Consider the following 25,018-nt stretch of genomic DNA (forward strand, 5'->3'; position numbering starts at 1 on the left):
GGGACGGCGGCTAGAGGCCGAGCCGGCGGGCGAGGTCGGAGACGAAGACCCCGCGCGGGTCCAGCCGGGCGCGCAGGGCGCGGAAGTCGGTCACGCGCGGGTACATGGTGGTGAGCAGGCCGGGGCGGAGCCGCGCGTCCCCGGCGAGGCGGATGCGGCCCCCGGCCGCGGCGATCTCCTCGTCGAGGCCGGCGAGGAAGGCGGCGAGTCCGGGCAGCGCGGCCGGGACGTCCAGGGCGAGGCTCCAGCCGGGCAGGGGGAAGGAGAGCCAGCCGGCGTCCGTGTCCCCGAGGGGCCGCAGGACGGCGTGGAGGGACGGGCAGCGGCGTGCGGCGAGGCGCCGCAGGATCCGGTGCAGGGTTTCCTCCTGGCCGTGGCCGACGGCGAACTCGTAGCGCACACAGCCGGCGCGGCCGTGCGGGCGATTCCCGAGCGGGACGTACGGGAGAGTGTCCACGGGACTGAAGACGGCGGCCAGCGGCCGGAGTTGGCCGGTACGCGCGCGTGGCGCCGCCGTGTGGTACCGGATCCCGCCCAGCAGGCCGGCGGCGGTGCGGCCGAGGAGGCCGCCGGGGACGAGGGCGGGAAGAAGGCCGGGGATGAGGTCGGGAATGAAGCCGGGAATGAGGCCGGGAATGAGGCCGGGAATGAGGGAGTGGACGAGGGCGGGGACGGTCGGGAGGAGGCGGGGGCGGTGGGACAGCGGGTGCCGCCACGCGCGCGTGCCCGTGCGGAGGCCGTCGAGCGGGGTGTGGTCGGCGCGGGTGAGGACGGCGCGTCCGGTGGCCGCGCCCCGGGCCATGAGGTCGATCCGGGCGGCGCAGTAGCGCGCGCGGTGGCCGCCGGCGGTCAGCCGGGCCATCAGGTCGTCGAGGTCGGTGGCGCGTTCGGTGCCGATGGTCAGATACGCCGTCTGCACCGGCAGCAGCCGGATCGTGGCCGTGAGGACCACCCCGGTCAGGCCCATGCCCCCGGCGGTCGCCTCGAACAGCTCCGTGCCCGGCTTGACCGCGTGGACCTCGCCGTCGGCGGTGAGCAGCTCCAGCGACAGCACATGGCGGGAGAAGGACCCGGAGACATGGTGGCTGCCGCCGTGGATGTCGGCGCCGATGGCCCCGCCCACGGTCACGGGGCCGGTGGCGGGGGCGACCGGCACGAACCAGCCCAGGGGGAGCAGGAGTTCGGTCAGCCGGTGCAGTGGGACGCCGGCGCCGCACAGGACGATGCCCTCGTCGGCGTCGACGACGTGGACGCGGTCGAGGCCGGTCATGTCGAGGACGGTGCCGCCGGCGTTCCGGGCCGCGTCCCCGTACGCCCGTCCAGGGCCGCCCCGGGCGACGACGCCGCCCGCCCCGCAGGCGCGGACGGCTGCCGCGGCCTCCTCGTACGTCCGCGGGCGGATGACGGAAACCGTGTCTCCAGGCATGTCGGTGACCGTATCGCCCCGATATAGGTGGTTAGTTACGGAACATTCGCCCGCTCCGCACAATGGGGGATTAGTGGGATGTCATACCAGGGCGCCGGCAGGGGCAGGGACGGATCATGGACTGGCTGAAGAGACTCCCCGGCATCGGGCCGATCGTCACCCGCCTGACGGCCACGCACGCGTGGCGCTGCTACGAACGGCTGGACCGGGTGAAGTGGACACGGCTGGCCGCCGCCGTGACGTTCGTCAGCTTCGTCGCGCTGTTCCCGCTGCTGACCGTGGGCGCCGCGATCAGTGCCGCCACGCTCAGCCCGGAACGGCAGAAGACCGTCCAGACCAAGATCGCCGAGCAGTTCCCCGGCGTCGTCTCCGATCAGCTGGACCTCACCTCGCTCGTCCACAACGCCGGCACCGTCGGTGTCATCGCGGGCGCCGTGCTGCTGCTCACCGGCATCGGCTGGGTCGGACAGGTGCGGGACTGTCTGCGGGCGGTGTGGGAGCTGCCGGACCAGCAGCAGAACCCGCTGGTGGCCAAGGCCAAGGACGCCGGCATCCTGCTCGGCCTCGGCGGCGCCCTGCTCGTCACCCTCGCCGCGTCCACGCTCGCCTCGGCCGCCGTCGGCCTGGTCTCGCGTGAGCTGGGCCTCGCCGAGCGGGGCTGGGGGAGCGTGCTGCTGCGGATCGCGGCGTTCACCGTCGCCGTGCTCGCCGACTTCCTGGTCCTGCTCTACGTCCTGACCCTGCTGCCCGGGGTCGAGCCGCCGCGCCGCCGCCTGCTGGTGGCCGCGCTGCTCGGCGCGGTCGGCTTCGAACTGCTGAAGCTGCTGCTCAGCGGCTATATCCAAGGGGTGGCCGCGAAGAGCATGTACGGCGCGTTCGGCGTGCCCGTGGCGCTGCTGCTGTGGATCAACTTCACCACGAAACTCGTCCTGTTCTGCGCCTCCTGGACGGCGACGCCGAGCGCGGAGGACGAACCCGTCGGGGTCAGGGACGCGACCGGCGGCGCACCAGGTCCGGCAGCGGCCACCGGCGGTTGATCAGGAATGCCGCGCCCGCGAGCAGCACCAGCACCCCGCCCGTGATGGCCGCGGCGATGCCGACGCCGCGCGAGCCCGAGCCGGTGGTGGCACCGGCCACCGGCCTGGAGCCGGAGCCGCCGGTCCCCGCGGACGGTCCGGCGGAGGCACCGGCCCCGGACTGCGCGGGGCTCGGCGCGGCGCTCTTCGGCGGCACCAGCTCGCCCACCGCGTTGACCTTGCCGGCCGCCTGGAAGCCCCAGTCGAACAGCTTCGCGCTCTCCTTGTAGACCTCGTTGTGCTCGTGCTTCTGCGGATTCATCACCGTGACCAGCAGCACCTTGCCGTTCCGCTCGGCGACGCCGGTGAACGTGGCGCCCGCGTTGGTGGTGTTGCCGTTCTTCACTCCGGCGATGCCCTGGTAGACGGGCACGTCGGTGTCGCCGCTCAGCAGCCGGTTGGTGTTGCGGATCTCACGGGACTCGAACTTCGCGCTGACGGTCGAGCAGTAGTCGCGGAAGTCCTTCTTCTGCAGCCCGGACCGGGCGAACAGCGTCAGGTCGTACGCCGACGACAGCTGTCCCGGCTCGTCGTAGCCGTCCGGGGAGACGACGTGGGTGTCCAGGGCCTGCAGCTCGTCGGCGTGGTTCTGCATGTCCCTCACGGTCTGCGCCACGCCGTCGTTCATCGCGGACAGCACGTGCACGGCGTCGTTGCCCGAGCGCAGGAAGACGCCGAGCCACAGGTCGCGGACGGTGTAGGTGTGGCCCTCCTTTATCCCGACCACGCTGGAGCCGACGCCCATGCCCGCGAGGTCGGCCGGCGCCACCTTGTGCTCCATGGTCCGGGGGAACCTGGGCAGCAGGGTGTCCGCGAACAGCATCTTCAGCGTGCTGGCCGGAGGCAGCCGCCAGTGCGCGTTGTGCGCGGCGAGCACCTCCCCCGACTCCGCGTCGGACACGATCCAGGAGCGGGCGGTGAGGTCCTTCGGCAGCACGGGGACACCCGGGGCCAGGTTCACCTGCGTGCCGGGCTGCCCGAGCCGCTCCCCGCCCACGGTGGACATGCGGGCCGGGGGCGTCGCCGACGGACTCGCCGACGGACTCGCCGGTGGGGTCGGGGCGGCCAGGGCGGCGGGCGCGGTGACGGACAGGGACAGCAGAGCGGCGGAGGTGACCAGCAGGGAGCGCCGGCCGGTCTTCTTCGGTGCGGGCACGGTCGAGAACGTACCTTTTGTCGGCCGTGAAGTCCCATGACCCAGGTCACTCCCGACAGGGAACCGGACAGCCGGCGGTGATACTGGTGCCATGAAGCTCAGCCGCCCGGTCTCCTGGTTCCTGCTCGCTTTCGGGGTGTGGTCCTGGGTCATCTGGGTCACTTTCGTCAAGAACCTGGTCAAGGACAGCAGCGGACTCGCCTTCGACCACGGCCACCCGACCGCGTACTTCTGGGTGCACCTGCTGCTGGCGGTCGTGTCCTTCGTATGGGGGACGGTCATCGGAGGCATCGGGTTGCGCGGCCTGCGCGCACTGCGCCGGACGTCATAGCGCGGGCCCCGGCGCACCGTTCTGTCGGTCCGGCATCGCTGTTCTCCACGCTCGCCTCGGTGACCGCCGACAACGCGACGACCGTCACCTTCCACCTGTCGTCCCCCGACGCCACCTTCCCGCTGAAGGTCGCTACGGGCGCCGGGCCGATCGTGGACAAGGACGCCTACCCGGCCGACTCCCTGCGCACCGGTACCGCGGTCGACGGCACGGGCCCCTACACCCTGGCCTCGTACACCAAGGGCCGGCGGGCCGAACTGAGGCCGAACGGGCAGTACCGGGGCTACCTCAGCGGCACCGGCCGCCCGGTCGAGCTGCGCTACTACGCCGACTCGGCGACGCTCGACAGCGCCTGGAAGGCGGGCCAGGTGGACGTCGCCGCCCGGGACCTGCCGCCGCACGTGCTCTCCCAGCTCAACCCGAGCGACCCCAGGGAGCGCATCACCGTGTCCGACAGCGCCGAGACCCGCAACCTGTACCTCAACACCCGCGCGGCCTCCCCGCTGCACGATGTACGGGTGCGCCGCGCGATGGCCTGGCTGGTCGACCGCGAGAAGCTGGCCGCGACGGTGTACGAGGGCACGGTCGACCCGCTGTACTCGCTGATCCCGGCCGGCATCACCGGCCACACCACCTCCTTCTTCGACGACTACCCGAAGCAGAGCGTGCAGAAGGCGCGTGAGCTGCTCACCCAGGCCGGAGTGAGCCTGCCGGTGCGCTTCACCTACGGCTACGGCAGGAAGCGGGGCGCCGGTGAGGAGGAGGCGGCGGCGCTGAAGAAGCAGCTGGAGGCGGGCGGCCTGTTCAAGGTCGACGTCCAGGGGTACGAGTGGACCGACTTCCAGAAGCGCTGGGCCGCCGGGAAGATGGACGCATGGGCGGTCGGCTGGGTGGCCGACTATCCCGACCCGGACACCTTCGGCGCGGCACTCGTCGGCACCGGCTCCACGATGAGCACCGGGTACAGCAACAATCTGGTCGACCATCTCGTCCTGGACAGCCAGCAGTACCCCGACCGCAGCCGGGCCGCGAGCGACTTCAAGGACATCCAGGCGGACGTCGCCCAGGACGTCCCGCTGATCCCGCTGTGGCAGCGCAAGGAATACGTGGTCAGCACCGAGGACGTGGGCGGCAGCCAGTACCTGGACGACGGCACGGGCGTGTTCCGTCTGTGGCGCCTGAACTGGATCTGATCAGTCGGCTTTCTTCTGGCCGGCCTTGATGATCTGCTCGACGTCGAGGGTGACCTCGGCACCGACCGAGTCGGGCAGCGTGACCGTCTCACCGGGAGCGTGGACGCGGTGAGACGTGTACTCGCTCCCGTCGGGGTCGGTCAGCACATGAAGGCGCTGGTGCTTGCGGTCGACCACGAGGTAGACGGGGACCTTGGCCTCGGCGTAGGCGCCGACCTTGGTCTTCAGGTCGTCCCGCCAGTTGCTGGAGGTGACTTCCAGGACGAGACGGAAGCAGATGGGGGCGTAGGCGTTGTTCTCGATGAAGTGGTCGTTGATGTCGCCATCCACCACCGCGAGATCGGGGATGCAGTAGTCCTCGGCGCCGGTGGGAAGCTTGATCGCAACACCCTGGACGACCTTGCTTTCCGCGCCATGCAGTCCGGCGGCGAGGAAGGGGATCATGAGGTCCGTCAGGACGATGGCGTGGGGGGCATCCGGTGAAGGGGTCACGAGGAGATGGCCTCCGATGATCTCGACGCGGTAGCCCGGATGGCGCTCCATGATCTCGTCGGCGATGGCCGTCAGGGAGAACGGCTCGTCGGCGTCGAAGGGCTGCTCGACGGATGCAGCGGACATCGCGTGCCTCCTAGGGGCTGGTGTCGAGAGCATCATCGTAGGCAGACGACGCGCCGGGTGTCCCGTTCCGGCGCGTTCACCCGGAAGTGATCACTCGGCCCGTTTGCGCTCCGGATCCGGCAGCATCTTCGTCATTCCCGGCAGGAAGTCCGTGAACAGCTCGTGGACCTCCAGGACCAGCGGGCGCAGTACGCGGAAGCGGGCCAGGGACACGCCGCGCGCGGTCAGCCGCGCCCCGCGCCGCGCCAGCCGGTAGCTGCGCTCGCGGTCCTCCGTGCGGTCGAAGACCCAGTACAGCACCAGCCCCATCTGGGAGAGCCACATCAACTCCGGCAGCACCTCCCGCAGTTCGGGGGCAACCTTGGACTTCGAGCCGGCCAGCACCTCCCGGTGGACCGCGATGGCCTGCTCGCGGGCGTGCTCGCTCTCCGGTGAGAAGGGGCTGAGCGGGCTGTCGGGGTCGGCGGCGTTCTTGAAGAACTGCACGGCGAACTCGTGGTACGGCCGGGCGATGTCGAGCCAGCGGGTCAGCACACCGGCGAGCCGCGCCTCCAGGTCGGTCTCCCGGTCCAGGATCTCGCGGACCGCCGACTGGTGCTCGGCGGCGATCCGGTCGTAGAAGCCCTGGATCAGGTGCTCCTTGCCCTCGAAGTAGTAGTAGGCGTTGCCGACGGAGACCCCGGCCTCCTTGGCGATGGCCCGCATGGTGGTCTTGTCGTACCCGTGCTCCTGGAACAACCGCATCGCGGTCTCCAGGATCAGCGCGCGGGTCTGCTCGGACTTGCTGCTGGGGGAGCCGGCCGTCTCGGGACCGTCGTTCTTCGCGGGCACGGTAGAAGAGCCTAACGAGTGCGGTGGAAGGGCCTAACCGGTGGAGCAGGCTCCGCCGGAGCAGGAGGGCGGCTCGTAGCTCCAGCCGGTGTCCGGGCGGTACGTCCACCCGTCCCGCCGTCGGTAGACCGTCCCTCCCCGGTTCCCCGTGTCGTTGCGCCGCTGCGCTCCCCGCCACTTCGCCGCCGCCAGCACCGCCCCGCGGGCGAGCCGGGCGCCGGACGGGGTGCTCAGCCGGTGGGCGAGGGGCCGGTGCTCACGCAGGGCCCACAGGACGACGATCCAGGCGCCGGCGCCCCGGTAGACCTGCCCGGAGTCGCCGACGACGGTGACCTCGTCGAGGGTGGCGGAGTGGTCGAGCCCGGGGAAGCGGGCCCGGGCCCGGTCCGAACCGGCCGGCAGCAGCTCCAGCGGCACGAGCTGCGGCTGCCGCACGAGCCAGTCCCGCAGGTGTGTGCACAGACCGCACTCGGCGTCGTACAGGACGGTCAGCCCGCGGACCGGGACGCCCCCCGTGACGCCCCGGTCCTGTGCGGTGGTCATGCCGGTCACGGCGGTCACGCCCCGGCCGTCGGGGCGATCCACTCCTGCGGGGTGACCGGGGGCAGCTGCTCGCGCTCCATGACCCCGCGCCTGCGGATGCGGTTGAGCACGTACACGTTGCCCAGGTGCATCACACCGAGCACCAGCAGGACCACACCCAGCTTGGTCGACAGCGCCTCGAAGATGCCGCGGGTGTCCTCGATCGTCCTGTCCCCGCTCAGGTACAGCGCCACGAAGCCGAGGTTGACCAGGTAGAAGCCGACGACCAGGAGGTGGTTGACGGCCTCCGCGAGCTTCTCGTTGCCGTGCAGCACGTCGGCGAGGAAGATCCGGCCGTTGCGGCTGAGCGTGCGGGCCACCCAGATGGTCAGCGCGATGCTGACGGCCAGGTAGATGACGTAGGCGATGACGGTGCGGTCCATGCCCCACCCCTTCTTGAACGCGTTCAAAACGCTGACAGGGGTGACTCTAGACCTGTTTTTGAACGTGTTCAAGTCAATGGGAGGAGCGAGCGCGGCTCAGCAACGGCGGCCCAGTTCCGGGCGCTTGGTGTAGTCCGTGAAGCCGAGGACGTTGCCCCAGGGGTCGGCGATCTCCACGGTCCAGCCGGTGGCCACCCGGAACACCTCGTCCAGCGGCCCGATGCCGGCCGCGGTCAGCTCCCGTGCCGCCGCCCGTGCGTCCGGCACCTCCAGCCAGATGCGGGGCGAGGGCCAGGGAGGCGTCCGGCGCACCAGCGCCTCCTCGGCGCGCAGCAGGATCCCGGGGGTTTCCGCGCCGACCCTCAGCAGCGCGATCCCGGCCTCGTCGAACCGGAACCCCACCGTGAACCCGGCCCGCTCGTAGAAGTCGACGGCCTCGCCGAGGTCACCGACGGGCAGCAGCACGTTGTCGAAACCGAGCAGTTCGTACGACTCTTTGTCTGACATGTCGTCAGATTAGAACCGTGGGTCGTCGAAACCCGACAAAAACGCCCGAGGGCCCCGCTTCCGGAGGATCGGAAGCGGGGCCCTCGGGCCTGATGCGGATGACCGGGAAGATCAGTAGCGGCGCGTGATGAGCGCGCGCTTCACTTCCTGGATCGCCTTGGTGACCTCGATGCCGCGCGGGCAGGCGTCCGTGCAGTTGAAGGTCGTACGGCAACGCCACACGCCGTCACGGTCGTTGAGGATCTCCAGGCGCTGCTCGCCCGCCTCGTCACGGCTGTCGAAGATGAAGCGGTGGGCGTTCACGATCGCGGCCGGACCGAAGTACTGGCCGTCGTTCCAGAACACCGGGCAGGAGGAGGTGCAGGCCGCGCAGAGGATGCACTTCGTCGTGTCGTCGAAGCGCTCGCGGTCCTCGGCCGACTGCAGCCGCTCACGCGTCGGCTCGTTCGTGTCCTTGGTGACCAGGAACGGCATGACGTCCCGGTACGCCTGGAAGAACGGCTCCATGTCCACGACCAGGTCCTTCAGGACCGTCAGGCCCTTGATGGGCTCGATCGTGATCGGCTTCTCAGGGTTGATGTCCTTGATCAGCGTCTTGCAGGCAAGGCGGTTCTTGCCGTTGATCCGCATCGCGTCCGAGCCGCAGATGCCGTGCGCGCACGAGCGGCGGAAGGTGAGGGTGCCGTCGACGTCCCACTTGATCTTGTGGAGGCCGTCGAGGACACGCTCCTTGGGGTCGATCTCCAGCTGGAAGTCTTCCCAGGCCGCCTCCGCCGAGACCTCCGGGTTGAACCGGCGGACCCGGAAGGTGACCGTGATGTAGGGGGAGTCGGCGAAGCCGGGCTCGGGCTGGCCGGCCGCGTCCGCCTTGTCCAGAACAGGGGTACCCATCAGTACTTACGCTCCATCGGCTGGTAGCGGGTCTGGACGACCGGCTTGTAGTCGAGACGGACGGTTTCCGAGCCGTCGGCGCCGACCTCGCGGTACGCCATGGTGTGGCGCATGAAGTTGACGTCGTCGCGGTTCGGGTAGTCCTCGCGGTAGTGACCGCCGCGGGACTCCTTGCGGGCCAGCGCCGAGACGGCCATGACCTCGGCCAGGTCCAGCAGGTTGCCCAGCTCGATGGCCTCCAGCAGGTCGGTGTTGAACCGCTTGCCCTTGTCCTGGATCGCCACGTTCTTGTAGCGCTCGCGCAGCTCGGCGATCTTCTCGACGGCCGTCTTGATCGTCTGCTCGGTGCGGAACACCATGACGTTGGCGTCCATGGTCTCCTGCAGCTCACGACGCAGGACCGCCACCCGCTCGTTGCCGGTGGAGTTGCGCAGCCGCTCGATCTGCTCGACGACCAGGGTCTCCGGGTCCTCCGGCAGCTCGACGAAGTCCGCCTTCGCCGAGTACTCGGCGGCGGCGATGCCCGCGCGGCGGCCGAAGACGTTGATGTCCAGCAGCGAGTTGGTGCCGAGGCGGTTGGCGCCGTGCACGGAGACACAGGCGACCTCGCCGGCCGCGTACAGACCCGGGACGACGGTGGTGTTGTCCGACAGGACCTCACCCTCGACGTTCGTCGGGATGCCGCCCATGGCGTAGTGCGCGGTCGGCTGGATCGGGATCGGGTCCGTGTACGGCTCGATGCCCAGGTACGTCCGCGCGAACTCGGTGATGTCCGGGAGCTTGGCGTCCAGCTGCTCCGGCGGCAGGTGGGTGAGGTCCAGGTAGACGTGGTCGCCCTCGGGACCACAGCCGCGGCCCTCACGGATCTCCGTGTAGATGGAGCGGGACACGACGTCACGGGACGCCAGGTCCTTCATGACGGGAGCGTACTTCTCCATGAAGCGCTCGCCGTCCTTGTTGCGCAGGATGCCGCCCTCACCGCGGGCGCCCTCGGTGAGCAGGATGCCCATGCGCCAGATGCCGGTCGGGTGGAACTGGAAGAACTCCATGTCCTCCAGTGGCAGACCCCGGCGGTAGACGGCGGCCTGGCCGTCACCGGTGAGGGTGTGCGCGTTGGAGGTCACCTTGAAGAACTTGCCGCAGCCGCCGGAGGCGTAGATCACGGCCTTCGCCTGGAAGATGTGGATCTCGCCGGTCGCCAGCTCGTAGGCGACGACACCGGCCGAGCGCTTGACGCCGTCGACCTCGGTGATCAGCTGGTCCAGTACGTAGAACTCGTTGAAGAACTCCACGCCCTCCTTGACGCAGTTCTGGTACAGCGTCTGGAGGATCATGTGGCCGGTGCGGTCCGCGGCGTAGCAGGACCGGCGGACCGGTGCCTCGCCGTGGTTGCGGGAGTGACCGCCGAAGCGGCGCTGGTCGATGGTGCCGTCCTTGGTGCGGTTGAACGGCAGGCCCATCTTCTCCAGGTCGAGGACGGCGTCGATGGCCTCCTTCGCCAGGATCTCGGCGGCGTCCTGGTCGACCAGGTAGTCACCGCCCTTGACCGTGTCGAAGGTGTGCCACTCCCAGTTGTCCTCCTCCACGTTGGCGAGCGCGGCGGCCATGCCGCCCTGCGCGGCGCCCGTGTGGGAGCGGGTGGGGTAGAGCTTGGTCAGCACGGCGGTGCGGCTGCGCTTCGTCGCCTCGATGGCGGCGCGCATGCCCGCGCCACCGGCGCCGACGATGACGGTGTCGTACTTGTGGATCTTCATGATTCTCGCAGCCCCGTGCCTAGCGGATGTTCGGGTCGAAGGTGAAGATCACCAGCGTGCCCAGCAGGATGGTCCACACCGTGGCGGTGTACAGCAGGGCCTTCAGCCACATGCGGGAGCTCGCGCGCTCGGCGTAGTCGTTGATGACCGTGCGCAGGCCGTTGGCACCGTGCAGCATCGCGAGCCACAGCATCAGCAGGTCCCAGACCTGCCACCAGGGGGAGGCCCAGCGACCGGCCACGAAGGCGAAGCCGATCTTGGAGACACCGCCGTCCAGCACGAGCTGGATCAGCAGGTGGCCGAGGACCAGCACGACCAGCACGATGCCGGACAGGCGCATGAAGAGCCAGGCCGCCAGCTCGAAGTTGCCCCGGGTCGACTTCGGGGTCTTCTTGGTGCGCTTGCGCGGCGCCTCGATCAGCGGGGCCGGGTTGTCGACGTCGTAGGCGGCACCCTCGACGGGGCCGACGCCGGACGCGGTGGTTTCAGTGGTCGACATCGGCGTCAGCTCCCAAAGAGAACACGGTAAGCGTGACCGAGGACCGGGTAGATCGCCCCGAGCATCAGCACGATCCAGACACCCATCACGGTCCAGAACATCTGCTTCTGGTAGCGCGGGCCCTTCGACCAGAAGTCGACGGCGATGACACGCAGGCCGTTGAGCGCGTGGAAGAGGATGGCGGCGACGAGGCCGTACTCCAGCAGCGCGACGATCGGCGTCTTGTACGTGGCTACGACCTTGTCGTAGTCCTCGGGGGAAACACGCACGAGAGCGGTGTCCAGCACGTGTACGAACAGGAAGAAGAAGATGAGGACGCCGGTGACTCGGTGAGCCACCCAGGACCACATTCCTTCCCGTCCGCGGTACAGCGTTCCAGCCGGCACGGAAGAACCCTCCGGGAGCGGGGACTAGGGCCGCGCCGGCTTCACTGTCGGTCGGGCCCGGCCGGGTACGGTCCACCGGCCCCCAGCATCGTAGCGAGACGCTGCGCTGTGCCTTACGGGGGGCCTACCGGTGTGATCAAAGTGGCACCGGATGGGTTAGGGGGCCTGCGGCTACGGGGGTGGTCTGTCCTGTTATGTGCCGACTGCCGGTGCCCTGGGGGTGGTCGCGCGGTTCCCCGCGCCCCTGAGTCGGGCCAGTAGCCGCCCTCGGGCAAGGCGCCTCAGCTCCTCCGCCGCTGTGACCCGTTCCTCCTCCGGATCGTTCGTCAATCGTGATCGGATGGCTTCAAGGGTGTGATCGAGGGCCTCGTCCGGGGGGATATCGCCCAGATAGATGACGAATGCGTGCCCGAATCGGGCCTCGTAGGCGGCGTGAGCGGCGCTCAGGGCCATGGAGGCGGCGGAGTAGGTGTCCTCGGGCAGCTCAAGCAGCGACTCTCCGGCCAGGGCCTCCGCCAGGTCGCCCGGCGACAGGTCGTACGCCGCCTCGTCCGCCGCGGCCAGGAGGGAGTCCAGGTCGGGGTAGGGGCGGTGGTCCGCGATGCGGTGGGACCAGCGCAGACTGCCCAGGCAGTGCAGCAGGAGGGTGCGGGCCTCGTCGCCGGGGGCGTTGTTGAAGGCGTCGAGGGGCTTGGGGAGATACGGGAGACGGTGGGCGGGCAGCGTGGGTCCTCGCGTCACATGTGGCGTGGCAGGGGATGCTGTGAAAGGTGTGTCGTCAGGTTATCGAGAGTGGTCACTGTGTGTCGGTGTGATGCCTGAAATTCACTCGGACGGAAGAGTTTCAGAGCGCCTCGATGACGGAGTAGACCCCGATCGGTCGTACGTTGGCAGGGTGACCCAGCACAAGCGCCGTGCTCTGGCGCAGCAGGTGATACGGAAGCGGGCCGTGGTGGCCGCCGCGTTCGTCGGGACCGTCGCGCTCGGTACGGGCGTCGGCGTGTGGGCCTCGGCGGACGGGGGCGGCGGGCAGCCGGAAGGCGGTGCGCGGCAGCAGTCGTCCTCGTCGGGCCGGGTGGCCGGCACGTCCTCCGACGGGGCGGCCACGCCCTCGGCGAGTCCGCGGCCCAGCGGGTCCTATCCGCTGTCGCAGGCGCCGCGCACGATACCCGCGGTGCGCTCCCACACTCCGGCGCGCGGACCCGGCTGGAAGCCGCAGAAGGCGGACCGGGTGGTGATCAGCGACGGGGAGCTGGCCGACGAGGGCCGGCTGATAGCCGGGGAGCTGGGGATCGGCTACGCGGGCCAGAAGGACGACGTGCGGGCGGGGGACGTCCGGCTGGCGCTCGGCGGCGGGGGCGGGAACCAGGAGTCGTACACGATGACCGTCCGCGACGGGCGGGTGGACATCAGCGGCCCCGGCGAGGCCGGTGTCTTCTACGGCACCCGCACGCTGAAGCAGGAGGTCCACGGCGGTGGTACGGCGCCGGAGGGGGTCGTGCGGGACGAGCCCGCCAAGCCGGTGCGAGGGTTCATGCTGGACATCGCGCGCAAACCGTACTCCGAGTCCTGGATAGAGGACCGCATACGGGAGCTGGGGGACCTGAAGTTCAACGAGCTGGGGCTGCACTTCTCCGACGACCAGGCCTTCCGGATCGAGTCCGGTACCCACCCCGAGATCGTCTCCCCGGACCATCTGACCAAGGCGCAGGTCAGGCAGATCGTGGACCTGGCGAACAGCCGGCACATCACCGTCGTACCCGAGATCGACTCGCCCGGGCACCTGGGCGCCGTCCTCGCCGCCCACCCCGACCTCCAGCTGCGCAACGCGAGCGGGGTCGCGACCAAGGGCGCGATCGACATCTCCAAGCCCGCCTCCGCGAAGATCGTCGACGATCTGCTGAACGAGTACGCGGGGCTGTTCACCGGCAACCAGTGGCACCTCGGCGGCGACGAGTACCAGGCGCTGACGGTGAAGGACCCGCAGACCTCGTACCCGCAGCTCGCGACCGCGGCCCGGCAGGCCTACGGCGCCGGCGGCACCGTCGCCGACCTCACCACCGGCTGGCTGAACGACCGCGCCGACACCGTCCGCGCCCACGACAGGACCGTCCGCGTCTGGAACGACGGCTTCTTCCGCGGCACCTCCGTACAGGCGGCCAAGGACCTCCAGGTCGCCTACTGGACCGGCAAGGAGATCGGTGCCCGGCAGCCCGTGGAGTACCTGAGCGCGGGGCGGAAGGTGCTCAACTACAACGACGAGTTCCTCTACTACGTCCTCGGCCAGCCGCAGACCTTCGTGTACCCGACCGGGCAGCGGATCTACGAGCAGTGGAACCCGCGGGTGCTGCGCGGCACGAGCGCCGTACCGGCGAGCTACGACGGGCAGATCCTCGGCGGCTCGTTCGCGGTGTGGAGCGACTTCCCGAACGCGCAGACGGAGGCGCAGGTCGCGGCCGGGATCCGGATGCCGCTGCGGGCCACCGTGCAGAAGCTGTGGGACCCGGGCAGGCCCGCGCTGTCCTGGGCCGACTTCCGGAATCTCGCGGACCGGCTCGGCTGAGAACATCCGCTGTGACACTCCCGCGCCGTTGCACGCAGTAAGGGGAAGTGCGGGCTCCGTATGGGGCGGCGCCCTGGTGAGGGAGACATTTCATGAGCCTGGTGGAACTGATCGCACAGGCCGACGAACGTGGACTGGCCGCCAGCGGGTTGGCTTGTCTGGACCGGTGCCTGCCTCTGCTCGGCGCCGACGACGAGTTGCTGCGGCCCCTGTGGGCGAGCCTGGCCGACGGTTCCGGCTGGGCCGCGGGCCTGGAGAAGGCCCGCGGGGCGCACGGCGCGGAGGAGCCCGCCGACGACGAGGCCGCGCGGCTGGTCCGCCGCATGCTGCAGGCGGCCCCGGCCGAGTGCACCGCCGACGCGGTGCGGCCCTGGGCCGACGCCTGCTCGGTCGCCTCGCTGCGCATACATCGGCTGCTGGATCCTGCGGCGGACGGTACGCCGGTGGCGGACGGCCTGGATGCCGGGCGCGCGGGAGACACGGCTGACCTGCCTCCGCTGGTCGCGGCGGAGCTGCGCCGGCAGACCGCGGTGCTGGAACTTCTGGCCGAACACGGCCCGCACGGCCTTCGCCGCGCGCTGGACCTGTCGATCGAGGGGCGGCGGGTGCTGCGGGCGGTGGTGTCACGGCGGGCGCGCAGCGAGTCCAGCGGCTGAAACGCCCTGGCTGCGCGAGTCCTGTGAGCATCCTGCGGTGGGCCTGAGCCGGTTCCGCGACGGTTGGTGAAACGCCCCGGAACCCGGTGACGCCGAAGCGGAGCGGATCGCTTTTCCGTATGTGACAGCCTCGTACGTGACAGCACAGCAGGACACCAGGCCGCCCGCCGCCGCGAAGCCCGTGCGGTGGGCCGCGGACACCGTGGCGACGATGCGCGAGGGCGCCCGGGTACGGCTCGACTACTCGGCGCAGAGCCTGTGGCGGGTCGACCGGATGATCGAGGAGATAAGCCGTGAGGGGCCGCCGTACGCCGCCGTCGAGAGCGTGCTGCGCGGCTTCGGTGCCTACGCCGGTGAGGTGATCGTCCGCCAGACCGGCGCCGAGTGGTGGGCGACCGGCGGCGACCACTGGGTGCGCACCCCCGACGGCAAGCTCTGGGACCCCATCGACGAGGCCCGGCGCGTCTACGGCGGCCACGGCTCGCTGCGCCTGCTGTGCCGGGACGCGACGGGCTCCCGCTGACCGGCCGGGGCCGCACGGCACCGGCAGCCGGGAGGAACCGCCCGGCTGTGACACTTCTGTGCGGCACGGCGCAGATCATCGTGGAGGGCGGGGACACGGCCGGAGCGTGTCGGACCGTGAGGGACGAGCCACGCAGTGGCCATGAACTCGGCACGAACGAGGACGTCTTGGGCCAGGGAGGGGAACCCCGACGCCCGCAGCCGCGGGACCGGGAGCTGGGCGAGGCCGTCGCGCGCGCCCAGCAGGGCGACGAGACCGCCTTCGCGGTGGCCTACCGGATCGTGCAGCCCGCTCTGCTGGGCTATCTCCATGGTCTCGTCGGCGAGGACGCGGAGGACGTGGCCGCCGACGCCTGGCTGCAGATCGCCCGCGACCTCGGCCGGTTCCAGGGCGACGGCGCCGGCTTCCGCGGCTGGACCGCGACCATCGCCCGGCACCGCGCCCTCGACCAGTTGCGCCGCCGGCGGGTACGGCCCCGGGCCGCGCCGCTGGAACAGGACGTGCTGGAGCTGCCCGGCCGGCACAGCACCCATGACGAGGCCCTGGAGTCGCTGTCCACGCAGCGGGCGCTGGAGCTGGTGTGCGGGCTGCCGCGCGACCAGGCCGAGGCGGTGCTGCTGCGGGTGGTCGTCGGCCTCGACGGCCCGGCCGCCGCGCGCGTCCTCGGCAAGCGCCCCGGCGCCGTCCGCAGCGCCGCGCACCGCGGGCTGAAGCGCCTCGCCCGGAGTCTGGGCGCCGGGGTCGGGCTGGACGAGGGCGCGGCGGACGAGCACCGGAACGGGCATGCGTGAACGGCGTCGCGGCGGCGATTCGGCACGTGAGACCTCTGGGAAGAGGACTACGTCATGCGGGGCGGGGGGCGTCGCGGACCGCCTCGTCGCCTCCGTCCCGCACATCGAAGCGGACGGCCGCGTGGGCCGCTTCGGCCCGGGTGACCGCCTCCTGCCGGGTCTCGCCGACCGCCAGCACATAGCCCTGGCGGCTGCCGGAACCGGTGAGCGGGCCGAGCCGCAGGCCGGGCCGCACGGTGGCCCTCACCTCGACCACGCCGGGCAGCTTCCGGGCCTCCTCGACCCCTTCGACGCCTCTCAGTACGACGTCCTCGTGCGCGAAGAACCGGATGGCGGCGCCACCGGCCGAGGCGGGGAGGGCGGGGGTCTCGATGCCGAGGAGCCCGGCCGCGGTGGCGGCGGCCAGCCGTACGCCGGTGACGAGTTCGACCATCTCCCATATCTGGTCCCCGCCGAAGCGCGTCTGGGTCTCGATGACGGCGAGTGAGCCGTCGGCCCGGAGCATGACCTCGGTGTGGGCCGGCCCCCAGCGGTGTCCCAGGGCGGTGAGCAGCGCGCCGGCCGTGTCCGCGACCGACTGTGCCACGGCCGGTTCGAGGGCGGCCGGCATCTGGTGCCCGGTCTCCACGAACGAGGGGGCGCCCGAGGTCAGTTTCTCAGTGACCGCGACCACGTGGTGGGTGCCGTCCAGGGTGAGTGTCTCGACGCTCAGTTCCTGCCCGGTGACGTACTCCTCCGCGATCACCGTGGCCGCCGTGTTCCCGGCCCGGTGCCAGCCTTCGGCGGCCTCCGCCGGGGTACGGGCGAGGGTCACACCGCGGCTGCCGGAGCCGTCGGCCGGTTTGAGCACCACAGGGGTGCCGAGCTCGCGCTGGAAGGCGGCCGCTTCACCGGCGTCCGCGCACACCCGGTGGCGTACCGTCGGCAGTCCGTGTGCGGCCAGCAGGTCGCGCATCAGGCCCTTGTCCCGGCTGTGCCGTACGGCCCGGACCGGGTTGTGCGCGATGCCGAGGTCCTCACCGATCAGCGATGCGGTGAGCAGGTGCTGCTCGGCGAAGGACAGCACGGCGTCGAAGGGGGCCTCCCCGCGGTGCAGGGACCCGGCCATGGTCCGTGCCCACGCGGGGTCCAGCTGCTCGACGACGAACAGGCCGTCGGCGCGCCGCTCCTGGAGCTCGCTGAGGTTGGCGCGTTCCTGGAGGAGTGTGATCCGCACGTCCAGGTCGGCGATCGAACGGAACCCGGAGTCCTTGCCGCCGACGATCAGGAGGTGCGGTCGGCCCGCCGACGGCACCTTCCGCCCCTCGGACGGGCGGGTCTGCACCAGGTCGGACAGCTGCCACACCGCCGTGATGTCGCGCAGGAGGTCGGCGGGTCTTTCGGCCGACAGCTCGGCCGACAGGATCTGCCAGTGCCCGTGTGCCGCGGTCCCGGCGGTCGCACCCGGTGCGTGGTAGAGGCTGTGCCCGGCGTAGGTGGGCAGGGAGGTCACGCGGTCGAAGCCACGCAGGCCGGTGAAGACGCCGGTGTCCCGGGCGAACGGTGTGACGATGCCGAAGGGCCGGTCGTACCGGGGCGTCAGGTCCGGCTCCTCGCCGCGCAGCACCGCGGCGTAGGCGTCCATGAACGAGATGCCGTGGGCCTGGTGGAGGACCCGGGCGCGGTGGCCGCCCGGCCGGATGCCCACCTCCAGCAGCCGGGGGCCCTGCGGGGTGAGGATGAACTCGACATGCGCGGCGCACAGCCGCAGGCCCATGGCCCGGACGGCATCGACCGCGAGCCCGGTCATCCGCTGCTGGTTCTCCCCGTCGGCGCGGCTCGGTGCGAACCGGGCGAAGTGGTGAAAGTCATCACCGCCGAGGTCGGCGCCGGTCAGGACGTCGACGACGGGGCTCGGCCACGGTGTGCCGTCGCGGTCGACGACCAGGTCCACCGAGTGGTTACTCCCCGACAGGAACTCCTCGACCTGGAGGGCGGTGAACCGCTCCGGCATGCCCTTGGCCCGGACGTGCTCGGCGACGCCCTGCCGGACCTGTTCGAAGACCTCGGCCGCGGCCTCGGGTCCCGGTACGGTGAGCACGAACAGGCTGGAGTAGAGCGCCGCCGGTTTCACCACCACGGGCCAGCCGTTCCGCTCGCCGAAGTCCACGACGTCGGCCGCCGATCCGGCCCGGCCGAAGCGGCCGGTGCTGTCCTCCCCGATCCGCTCGGTGAAGAGCCGCCGCATCAGTTCCTTCGAGCGCAGCGCGGCGACCTCGTCCACCGGCAGCGCGGGCAGGCCGAGTACGGCGAGGAGCCTCGCGTACGGCTCGACGTACGCCTCCCGGAGGTTGAGCACGCAGGCCGCGGGCTCCTCACGGAGCCGTCCGGCGAGGGCTGCCAGGCCCTCGGCACCCTCTTCGGGGTCCCATGGCAAGACCGTGTCGAAGGCTTCGTCGTCGGCGCACCAGCCCCGGGCGCGGACATCGCGGATCAGACCGACCCGCAGGCCGGACGCGCGCAGCGGCTCGAACTCGCCGTACCGGGCGTTGCCGAGGAAGAACACCGTGTCGGGTGTGGTCATCTCGTCATCTCCGTCGTGTCCGTGTCGTCGAATCCGTAGGCCACGGAGGAGAACGATCCGGCGAGCGCGGCCACCCGCGCAGCGACCCCGCCGGGCGGGCCGTCGGCCGTCCCGTCCGCCGGGCCGGCGTGCGCGGCCCGCGCCATGAGCTCGGCCAGGTGGGCCATCTCCGCTTCCCGCATGCCGCGGCGGGTGACCTCCTGGACACCCAGCCGAAGCATCACCCGTCCTTCGACGGGACGTGCGTTCAGGGCCAGTCCGGCCCGCACGAGCCGGCCGGCGAGTGCGTAGCCGCCGGTGCGGCCCGGCCGGTCCGGGGCTTCGAGCAGCAGTACGTGGCTCTGACTCTCCCGGGCGGCATCCGGCGGGCGGAACAGGCTGAAGCCTTCCTCCCGCAGTGCCGTGGCGAGCGCCTCCCGGTTCGACAGCATCTGCCGGGCGTACGCGGCGGCGTGGACGCCCATCTCCAGAGTGGTGATGTAGTTGGCGAGGGTCGGGCCGGTCTGCTGGGAGGAGATCAGCGCCTGGCCCATGCGGTCGGAGAAGTCCTGGCCGGTGCCGGCGTCGGCGAATGCGACAAGGCCCTTGTGCGCGCCGGGGAAACTCTTGTGCGTGTTGCCCTGGACGATGTCGCAGCCCTCGCCGAGCGGGTCCTGGAACGCTCCGCCCGCGACCAGGCCCAGTGTGTGCGAGGCGTCGTAGACCAGCAGCGCGCGGGTGCCGACGGCCGCGCGGAGGTCTTGGACCGGCAGCGGTACGAGCGGCACGCCGTGGTCGAGGAAGACCATCGCGCCCGGGTCCCGCCGCCAGAGGGCGGAGAAGCCGGCCATGTCGACGGTTCCGGCTTCCACGGACCACGGCAGGTACGCGGAGCGGCGGCCCATCGACTCCAGCAGGGGCCGGGTGGCGAAGTGGCCGCCGTTCTCGGGCGCGATGGAGTACACCAGGGCGCCCGGAGCGGTCAGGAGCGCGAACACCGACATCGTGGCGTGCAGTCCCGACAGCGGCCGGAAGTCCACCCAATCGGCGCCCAGCAGGGCGCGGGCGGTTCTGACCGCTTCCCGCTCCAGCCGGTCGACCCCGGGATACGCGGCCGTGAGCAGCCCGGAGCGCAGCAGCGGGTCCAGTCCGCGGCGCTCCCGTTCGTACCCGATGAGGTACCGGTTGGCCAGCGGTCCGTGCAGGGCCGCCGTGGCCGTACGGGAGAGCACGTTCTCGAAGGCGGCCAGGTTGACCGTGGCCGCGATCCGGTCCTCGTCCGCCCGTATGCCTCCCAGCAGTTCGGCCACGTGCTCGCGGGGACGGGTCCGCGGCGGGCGGGGGACCGGATCAGCGACGGCCGGCGATGTGGTCATCCCTCGCCCCGCAGGCGGGCGCCCTCGGCGTCCCAGCGGCGGCGGAAGTCAAGGGCGGCCTCCAGGTACTGCTCCGGCTGGTAACCCTTGGCGAACTCCTCGACGACGGCGGCGCCGTCGAAGCCGTAGGTGCCGAGCGTCTCCAGCGACCCCCACAGGTCGAAGTCGCCCTCGCCGATGGGGATGTGGGTGTGGTCGGCGCCCTTGATGTCCGCGATGTGGGCCGTGCGGACGTACGGGGCGACCATGGCCAGCGCCTCGTCGTAGTCGCCGCGCGGAAGGTGGACGGTGGCGAGGTGGGGTACGTCCAGGGTCATCCAGGTGCCGGTGCTCCGGCACAGCTCGACGTGCTCCTCCGGGGAGAACACCACGTAGCGGGGGCGGTTGGCGCCCATGTTCTCGATGCAGAGCTGCACACCGGTGCGGGAGAGCAGCGGCTGGACGCGGTCCAGCGAGGAGCGCAGCACGTCGAGGAGCACGTCGTTGGGCCGGCGGGACATGTAGCCGGGGTGGTATGTCACGCGCTGCACATTCAGGTCCGCCGCGAGGTGGACGGCCCGGCGCAGGTAGCTGATGGACTCCGCGCGCTCCCGCTCGTCGGGGGAGACCAGGTCGGTGTGCGGGCCGTACCACGCGGCGTGCACCGACACGTCCAGTCCGTGCTTGTCGATGACGTGGCGCATCCCGTCGACGATCCGCTCGTACTCGGGTCCGTCGGCTCCGAAGAGGACCTCCTGCGCCTCCTCGGCGATCTCGAACTCGATGTCGGTGAAATGCCCGGCGAGGAATTCGAGGTGCTCCACGATCTCGGCGGGGTTGTCCCAGATGTTGGTGGAGAAACCGATGCGCGGGCGGGTGGGAGCGGTCACGGGGGCGGTATCAGTCACGGGAGGTCTCTTTCGTCGGTTCGGTACGGGAGAAGAAGTCGATGAGGAGCATGTCGCGGACGCCGGTGCCGGCTCCGGGAGAGGTGGTGACCGGTGAGACGTCGTGGAACACCCGGCGGTCGTCCAGCAGGATCGACTCGAAGGGTTCGGTGAGCCGGGCCTGGTGGATCTGCCGGCGGTCGAGGTCGTACAGGCGGGACTCGGCACCGTGCACGCCCTCGCGGCGGATGAGTACCTGTCCGACGTAGTGGTGGCCGTCCTGGTGGACGCCCTCCGGGGCGGGGTCGCCGGCCGCGTCGGTGCGGGCGACCACGCGGATCTGGTGGACGCCGCAGGTGTCGGAGGCGTCCCGGTCACCGGCCGGGAGGAGGCCCCTGAAGGCCCGTACGACGGCTCGGAGGGCGGGGCCCTCGGCCACGGCCGGGTGGAGCGGGGCGAACGTCCGGGGTACTCCGCCGACGAGCCCGTTCACCGCGCGGTCCTGGACGAAGGGGCGTCGGGGCAGTCGTTCCAGATCGGTGCCGACGAAGCGGAACGCGTCGTAGCGCCGGTACCGGTAGGGGCTGTCGGTGCCGAGGTACGCGTCCGCCGGCAGGTCGTTCCAGGAGTCCGTGAACCGGTGCGCGGCCTCGCGCGGCACGGCGTCGAGGGCTTCCTCGATGAAGGCCGGCGGGAGGTGCAGGAACGGGGCTTCCGGGAACCCGGCCCCGCGGTCCGGGCTGTCGGTCCGGGCCGGCGCGGTGAGTGCTCTCACAGGTGTCGTGGTCATGGTTCCTTAGCTCTCGCGGACGGGCGGTGATCGCGGCAGACGCCGTCCTCACGGCGGTCGCCGGGTAAGAACCGCGCGCGGGTTCAGGTCTGGCTCTCCGGGACGCGTACGACGAGGCCCGCGAGGTCTTCGCCGATGGTCAGCCGGCAGCCCAGACGGCTGTTCGGGCGGCGTGCCTCGGCGGTGTAGTCGAGCAGGTCGTCCTCGTCGGCGCCGAGTTCCGGCAGGGGTGCCCCGTCGACCTCCTCGACAAAGACGTGGCAGGTCGCGCAGACCAGGCGGCCGCCGCACTGACCGACGATTCCGTCGATCGCGTCGTCCACCGCCACGTCCATGACGGTCGTGCCGGCGGGTGCGTCCACGACGGAGCGCAGGCCATCGGGATGGACGAAGGTGATCTGAGGCATGGCGTGAGGGTGTGTGCTCTCTGTTCGAAGGATCGGATGTTTTCCGGAGAGTCGGATGCTGCTGGTAGGAGGGAAAGCGGGGTGGGGTACGGACCGGGCGTGCGGCCCGGATCACTCCTGGCGTGCCGCCGCGTCAGCGGTGCCGGTGGTGCTTCTGGGCGCAGGCAGCGCCGGGGGGCGGCCCGACCACACGGCGACGGCGGTCGCGGCGGCGAAGAGGGCCGCCACCACCCCCCACGCCCACAGGTGCAGCGGCAACAACACACCGACCAGCAGCGCCGGGCCGATGATGCGCTGGCCCGTCATACCCATGCTGAAGGTCGCCAGATAGCGGGCCCGGGCGGCCTCCGGCGCCAGGGCGAAGGACAGTTCCCAGCTCGCCACCGAGTGGAGGTTCTCCCCCAGGGTGAGGGCGACGACCGCGGCAGCGGCCGGCCCGAGCGCCACCCACCGTGGCACTTCCTCGGCCAGGGCGAACAGCCCGCAGCTGAGGCAGAGCGCCACCGCCGTCACCCTCAGCAGCCGCAGGGAGCCTCGGACCGTGGTGGCGAAGCGGTGCACGTACGCCTGCAACAGGATCGTGAGAACCGTGTTGACGGCGAGCAGGACGGACAGCCAGGCGTGCGGTAGGCCGGTCCGCTGCACGATCCAGACCGGCAGCAGGACCAGGAGCAGCGAGTCGTACAGCGAAAGGACACTGTTGGCCGCGGTGAACACCAGGAACCGTACGTTGCGGTACGGCGCCTGGACCGCGGCCCTGTCGGCTACGGGGGCCGGCCCCGCGGCCACGCGGGCGACCCGTACCGCCCACCGGGCCATCCCGGCGATCACCAGGAACGACGCCGCGTTCACCAGGAACACGGCCTGGAAGGCGAACGGCACGTCGAGGCCGAGTGCCACACCCGCGGCGAGCAGGCCGGCCGTGAGGCCGGCGTTGCGTACCGCGCGGATGGACGCCAGGGCGCGGGTCCGCTCCTCGTCACCGGCCACGTTCGAGACGATCACCTGGAGCAGCGGGGAACAGGCCCGGTCGGCCGCGCACAGCAGGCAGGTGAGCACGGCATAACCGGAGAATTCATGAACGAAAGCGTATGCCGCGTACCCCGCCGAGCGAATGCACATGAGTACGAGATAAATACGTACCGCACCATAACGATCAGCGACATGACCCAGCGGCAGCGGGCTGGCGAGACCGAATACGGCGGCTATTGATAGCACAGCCGCGACATGGGCTGCAGGGAATTTCACGACGCCCACGAAATACAGCGTCGAAGCGGCCATGAAGAGCCCGTTGCCGAACGAGTCGACCAGCGCTCCGCCCACCATGATGCGGCTGCCACGCTTCGTGGGTGTGACCGAAGTCACGACCCGCGCAAGACTTCTCACGTGCACGAATTCCCCCGAACCGCGCCTTATTCATCATGATCACCTTCACCGTAACGGACGTCCCGGTCACTGACAAGAGTGATCTGAAACAACATCGTGAACCTGTCCGTTAAGCCCTATAGCCGCTTGGAACGGCTGTCTGGTGAGGCTTGCCACCATTGACCGCCGGGGTTTCAGGCCAGAGAATTCGGCACGTCCAGAACACTGCTGCCCCGGAGATTCCCTTGTCCCGCACCGCGCCCCCGCCCCACGCCCTTCTGGTCGGCTGGAAGCCGCTGGCGATCGATGCTCTCCGGGCGGAGGACTGCTCGGTCACGTGCGTGGTGAGTGCGAGCGACGCGGACCGGGCCCGGGGCGCGGCCGGCGCGGAGGTCCTCGTCGCCGGCGAGGCCGGAAGTACCGAGGACGTCCTGTTCGCGCTGGCGCGGGCCGGGCTTTCCCCCGGCGGCTTCGACCTGGTGACGAGCGGCCAGGAGTACTCCCTGACGACCGCCGCGGCCGTCGGCGCGCTCGGTGGCGTCCGGGCGCTGCCGCTCGATGTGGCCGTCGCCCTGCGCGACAAGTACGTGCAGAAGCGGCGGATCAGTGCGGCCGGGATCGCGACCGCCCGCTGCGGGATCGCGGGGACTCCCCGGGACGTCGCTTCGGCGGCGCGGCACGCGGGAGGGTTTCCGGTGGTGGTCAAGCCGCAGGCCGGCGCCGGGGCGCGGAACACCGTCCGCCTCGACTCGGAGGCGGAGGCGGATCGTTGGGCCGCCTCGGCGGGCCAGGGCCCCTGGCTGGTCGAGGAGTTCGTCCCCGGCGCCGAGCTGCACCTGGACGGTGTCGTCCGGGACGGCCGCACCCTGGTGCTGAGCGCCTCGCGGTACCTCCGCAACGTGATCGACGTACATTCCGGGGCCCTGGTGGGATCCGTCCGGGTCACCCCCGAGGAGGAGCCCGGGCTCTACTCCCGGGCGGGCGCTCTGACCGGCCGCGCACTGGCCGCCCTGGGGCACTCGGACGGGGTGTTCCACCTGGAGGTCTTCGAACAGTCCGACGGGTCCCTGGTGTTCGGCGAGTGCGGCGGCAGGGTCGGCGGCGGACGTATCGACGAGGTGACGCGCCGCGCCACCGGGGCCGACCTCCACCGGCACTGGGCCGCCGCGGTGCTCGGCAGCACGCCGCCGGAGGCCGGAACACCGAGTGACGCGTCCCTGGGCTGGGCCTTCCTCACTGCTCCGGCGGGCCGGGTGGTGTCGATACCCGGCGGAGAACAGTTGCTGCGGCGGCGGGGCGTCGTGGCCGCCGCCGTCACCAAGGGCCCGGGCGACCTGGTCGGGCCCGTGGTCAAGTCCTTCGACCGGGCCGGCGACATCGTCGTGGTCGGCCCGGACGCCGCCGAGGTCAGGGCCCGGCTGGCGGACTGTGCGGAGTGGTTCCGCTCCAGCGTGACGGTCGCCGCGTGACCCGCCGCTGGGGGAGAAGTAATCCTCGTCACCCGGT

25 protein-coding genes and 1 pseudogene are annotated in these 25,018 nt (G+C 71.0%); 8 read left to right on the forward strand and 18 right to left on the reverse strand.

All coding sequences use genetic code 11. From position 1 onward, the window contains the following. Positions 1-10: 10 nt before the first annotated feature. Positions 11-1,426 carry an FAD-binding oxidoreductase gene (locus ABZ624_RS00550; protein ID WP_360081371.1) on the reverse strand — a complete coding sequence of 472 codons (1,416 nt, stop codon included), beginning with the start codon at positions 1,424-1,426 and terminating at the stop codon, positions 11-13. Between the two features lie 116 nt (positions 1,427-1,542). Between ABZ624_RS00550 and ABZ624_RS00555 the strand changes: the two genes are divergently transcribed. Next, the gene (locus ABZ624_RS00555) at positions 1,543-2,463 is read left to right on the forward strand and encodes a YihY/virulence factor BrkB family protein (protein WP_360081372.1); all 921 of its coding nucleotides are present in this window, start codon (positions 1,543-1,545) and stop codon (positions 2,461-2,463) included. Here the strand turns inward: ABZ624_RS00555 and ABZ624_RS00560 are convergent. Next, entirely contained in the window at positions 2,411-3,658 is a 1,248-nt protein-coding gene (locus ABZ624_RS00560; RefSeq protein WP_360081373.1) for a D-alanyl-D-alanine carboxypeptidase, read from the reverse strand. The two genes, ABZ624_RS00555 and ABZ624_RS00560, sit on opposite strands and share 53 nt — an antisense overlap. 91 nt (positions 3,659-3,749) lie before the next feature. Between ABZ624_RS00560 and ABZ624_RS00565 the strand changes: the two genes are divergently transcribed. Further along, positions 3,750-3,989: a hypothetical protein gene (locus ABZ624_RS00565; protein WP_360081374.1), complete on the forward strand. Its 240-nt coding sequence runs from the start codon at positions 3,750-3,752 to the stop codon at positions 3,987-3,989. Between the two features lie 23 nt (positions 3,990-4,012). Beyond that, positions 4,013-5,182: pseudogene (locus ABZ624_RS00570) on the forward strand (ABC transporter substrate-binding protein); the annotation flags it as partial. Here ABZ624_RS00570 and ABZ624_RS00575 read toward each other — a convergent pair. From ABZ624_RS00575 to ABZ624_RS00620, 10 genes are all read right to left on the reverse strand, one after another. Beyond that, the gene (locus ABZ624_RS00575; protein ID WP_360081375.1) at positions 5,183-5,800 is read right to left on the reverse strand and encodes a Uma2 family endonuclease; all 618 of its coding nucleotides are present in this window, start codon (positions 5,798-5,800) and stop codon (positions 5,183-5,185) included. It abuts the pseudogene before it with no gap. Positions 5,801-5,890: 90 nt separating this feature from the next. Next, positions 5,891-6,631, reverse strand: a complete 741-nt coding sequence (locus ABZ624_RS00580) for a TetR family transcriptional regulator (RefSeq protein WP_360081376.1) — start codon at positions 6,629-6,631, stop codon at positions 5,891-5,893. Between the two features lie 33 nt (positions 6,632-6,664). Beyond that, positions 6,665-7,174, reverse strand: a complete 510-nt coding sequence (locus ABZ624_RS00585; RefSeq protein ID WP_360081377.1) for a DUF393 domain-containing protein — start codon at positions 7,172-7,174, stop codon at positions 6,665-6,667. A 14-nt stretch (positions 7,175-7,188) separates the two neighbouring features. Then, positions 7,189-7,596: a hypothetical protein gene (locus ABZ624_RS00590; RefSeq protein ID WP_360081378.1), complete on the reverse strand. Its 408-nt coding sequence runs from the start codon at positions 7,594-7,596 to the stop codon at positions 7,189-7,191. Between the two features lie 96 nt (positions 7,597-7,692). Continuing rightward, positions 7,693-8,103, reverse strand: a complete 411-nt coding sequence (locus ABZ624_RS00595; protein WP_360081379.1) for a VOC family protein — start codon at positions 8,101-8,103, stop codon at positions 7,693-7,695. 111 nt (positions 8,104-8,214) lie between these two features. Then, positions 8,215-8,994, reverse strand: coding sequence for a succinate dehydrogenase iron-sulfur subunit (locus tag ABZ624_RS00600; RefSeq protein ID WP_360081380.1), 780 nt, complete (start codon positions 8,992-8,994; stop codon positions 8,215-8,217). Next, a complete protein-coding gene (gene sdhA, locus ABZ624_RS00605) occupies positions 8,994-10,748 on the reverse strand; it encodes a succinate dehydrogenase flavoprotein subunit (protein WP_360081381.1) in 1,755 nt (584 codons plus the stop codon). The genes ABZ624_RS00600 and sdhA overlap by 1 nt, the downstream gene beginning before the upstream one ends. Before the next feature lie 19 nt (positions 10,749-10,767). Then, a complete protein-coding gene (locus ABZ624_RS00610; protein ID WP_360081382.1) occupies positions 10,768-11,247 on the reverse strand; it encodes a succinate dehydrogenase hydrophobic membrane anchor subunit in 480 nt (159 codons plus the stop codon). Between the two features lie 5 nt (positions 11,248-11,252). Further along, positions 11,253-11,633, reverse strand: a complete 381-nt coding sequence (gene sdhC, locus ABZ624_RS00615) for a succinate dehydrogenase, cytochrome b556 subunit (RefSeq protein ID WP_043195476.1) — start codon at positions 11,631-11,633, stop codon at positions 11,253-11,255. Between the two features lie 192 nt (positions 11,634-11,825). Further along, a complete protein-coding gene (locus ABZ624_RS00620) occupies positions 11,826-12,374 on the reverse strand; it encodes a 2-oxo-4-hydroxy-4-carboxy-5-ureidoimidazoline decarboxylase (RefSeq protein WP_360081383.1) in 549 nt (182 codons plus the stop codon). A 154-nt stretch (positions 12,375-12,528) separates the two neighbouring features. On the opposite strand from ABZ624_RS00620, the gene ABZ624_RS00625 reads away from it, so the two are divergent. The 4 genes from ABZ624_RS00625 to ABZ624_RS00640 all read left to right on the forward strand — a co-directional run bounded on the left by ABZ624_RS00625 (position 12,529) and on the right by ABZ624_RS00640 (position 16,166). Continuing rightward, a complete protein-coding gene (locus ABZ624_RS00625) occupies positions 12,529-14,196 on the forward strand; it encodes a glycoside hydrolase family 20 protein (RefSeq protein WP_360081384.1) in 1,668 nt (555 codons plus the stop codon). 92 nt (positions 14,197-14,288) lie between these two features. Then, complete coding sequence (locus ABZ624_RS00630; RefSeq protein ID WP_360081385.1) at positions 14,289-14,852, forward strand: hypothetical protein; 564 nt, start codon at positions 14,289-14,291, stop codon at positions 14,850-14,852. A 136-nt stretch (positions 14,853-14,988) separates the two neighbouring features. Further along, positions 14,989-15,375 carry a hypothetical protein gene (locus tag ABZ624_RS00635; RefSeq protein WP_360081386.1) on the forward strand — a complete coding sequence of 129 codons (387 nt, stop codon included), beginning with the start codon at positions 14,989-14,991 and terminating at the stop codon, positions 15,373-15,375. Positions 15,376-15,542: 167 nt separating this feature from the next. Next, complete coding sequence (locus ABZ624_RS00640) at positions 15,543-16,166, forward strand: RNA polymerase sigma factor (RefSeq protein WP_360082111.1); 624 nt, start codon at positions 15,543-15,545, stop codon at positions 16,164-16,166. Between the two features lie 52 nt (positions 16,167-16,218). Here ABZ624_RS00640 and ABZ624_RS00645 read toward each other — a convergent pair whose 3' ends face one another. The 6 genes from ABZ624_RS00645 to ABZ624_RS00670 form a co-directional block, all read right to left on the reverse strand. Further along, positions 16,219-18,729, reverse strand: a complete 2,511-nt coding sequence (locus ABZ624_RS00645) for an ATP-grasp domain-containing protein (protein ID WP_360081387.1) — start codon at positions 18,727-18,729, stop codon at positions 16,219-16,221. Next, positions 18,726-20,084 carry a hypothetical protein gene (locus ABZ624_RS00650; RefSeq protein ID WP_360081388.1) on the reverse strand — a complete coding sequence of 453 codons (1,359 nt, stop codon included), beginning with the start codon at positions 20,082-20,084 and terminating at the stop codon, positions 18,726-18,728. Before ABZ624_RS00650 ends, ABZ624_RS00645 begins: the two co-directional genes overlap by 4 nt. Beyond that, a complete protein-coding gene (locus ABZ624_RS00655; RefSeq protein ID WP_360081389.1) occupies positions 20,081-20,953 on the reverse strand; it encodes a sugar phosphate isomerase/epimerase family protein in 873 nt (290 codons plus the stop codon). Before ABZ624_RS00655 ends, ABZ624_RS00650 begins: the two co-directional genes overlap by 4 nt. A 10-nt stretch (positions 20,954-20,963) precedes the next feature. Beyond that, positions 20,964-21,740: a 2OG-Fe dioxygenase family protein gene (locus ABZ624_RS00660; RefSeq protein WP_360081390.1), complete on the reverse strand. Its 777-nt coding sequence runs from the start codon at positions 21,738-21,740 to the stop codon at positions 20,964-20,966. An 83-nt stretch (positions 21,741-21,823) separates the two neighbouring features. Then, a complete protein-coding gene (locus ABZ624_RS00665; protein WP_360081391.1) occupies positions 21,824-22,147 on the reverse strand; it encodes a 2Fe-2S iron-sulfur cluster-binding protein in 324 nt (107 codons plus the stop codon). A gap of 111 nt (positions 22,148-22,258) precedes the next feature. Beyond that, entirely contained in the window at positions 22,259-23,473 is a 1,215-nt protein-coding gene (locus ABZ624_RS00670; RefSeq protein WP_360082113.1) for an MFS transporter, read from the reverse strand. A gap of 284 nt (positions 23,474-23,757) precedes the next feature. Between ABZ624_RS00670 and ABZ624_RS00675 the strand changes: the two genes are divergently transcribed. Continuing rightward, a complete protein-coding gene (locus ABZ624_RS00675; RefSeq protein ID WP_360081392.1) occupies positions 23,758-24,981 on the forward strand; it encodes a hypothetical protein in 1,224 nt (407 codons plus the stop codon). Positions 24,982-25,018 lie beyond the last annotated feature (37 nt).

This window comes from Streptomyces sp. NPDC007205 (assembly GCF_040634095.1).
In the GTDB taxonomy this organism is placed as follows: domain Bacteria; phylum Actinomycetota; class Actinomycetes; order Streptomycetales; family Streptomycetaceae; genus Streptomyces.

Excerpts from the sequence above, each read along its gene's own strand:
- ABZ624_RS00645 (WP_360081387.1), bottom strand. The coding sequence starts at position 18,729 with ATGACCACACCCGACACGGTGTTCTTCCTCGGCAACGCCCGGTACGGC.
- sdhA (WP_360081381.1), bottom strand. The coding sequence starts at position 10,748 with ATGAAGATCCACAAGTACGACACCGTCATCGTCGGCGCCGGTGGCGCG.
- ABZ624_RS00600 (WP_360081380.1), bottom strand. The coding sequence starts at position 8,994 with ATGGGTACCCCTGTTCTGGACAAGGCGGACGCGGCCGGCCAGCCCGAG.
- ABZ624_RS00650 (WP_360081388.1), bottom strand. The coding sequence starts at position 20,084 with ATGACCACATCGCCGGCCGTCGCTGATCCGGTCCCCCGCCCGCCGCGG.
- ABZ624_RS00555 (WP_360081372.1), top strand. The coding sequence starts at position 1,543 with ATGGACTGGCTGAAGAGACTCCCCGGCATCGGGCCGATCGTCACCCGC.
- ABZ624_RS00670 (WP_360082113.1), bottom strand. The coding sequence starts at position 23,473 with ATGGTGGGCGGAGCGCTGGTCGACTCGTTCGGCAACGGGCTCTTCATG.
- ABZ624_RS00565 (WP_360081374.1), top strand. The coding sequence starts at position 3,750 with ATGAAGCTCAGCCGCCCGGTCTCCTGGTTCCTGCTCGCTTTCGGGGTG.
- ABZ624_RS00550 (WP_360081371.1), bottom strand. The coding sequence starts at position 1,426 with ATGCCTGGAGACACGGTTTCCGTCATCCGCCCGCGGACGTACGAGGAG.
- ABZ624_RS00660 (WP_360081390.1), bottom strand. The coding sequence starts at position 21,740 with ATGACCACGACACCTGTGAGAGCACTCACCGCGCCGGCCCGGACCGAC.
- ABZ624_RS00585 (WP_360081377.1), bottom strand. The coding sequence starts at position 7,174 with ATGACCACCGCACAGGACCGGGGCGTCACGGGGGGCGTCCCGGTCCGC.
- ABZ624_RS00665 (WP_360081391.1), bottom strand. The coding sequence starts at position 22,147 with ATGCCTCAGATCACCTTCGTCCATCCCGATGGCCTGCGCTCCGTCGTG.
- ABZ624_RS00590 (WP_360081378.1), bottom strand. The coding sequence starts at position 7,596 with ATGGACCGCACCGTCATCGCCTACGTCATCTACCTGGCCGTCAGCATC.
- ABZ624_RS00610 (WP_360081382.1), bottom strand. The coding sequence starts at position 11,247 with ATGTCGACCACTGAAACCACCGCGTCCGGCGTCGGCCCCGTCGAGGGT.
- ABZ624_RS00630 (WP_360081385.1), top strand. The coding sequence starts at position 14,289 with ATGAGCCTGGTGGAACTGATCGCACAGGCCGACGAACGTGGACTGGCC.
- ABZ624_RS00575 (WP_360081375.1), bottom strand. The coding sequence starts at position 5,800 with ATGTCCGCTGCATCCGTCGAGCAGCCCTTCGACGCCGACGAGCCGTTC.
- ABZ624_RS00595 (WP_360081379.1), bottom strand. The coding sequence starts at position 8,103 with ATGTCAGACAAAGAGTCGTACGAACTGCTCGGTTTCGACAACGTGCTG.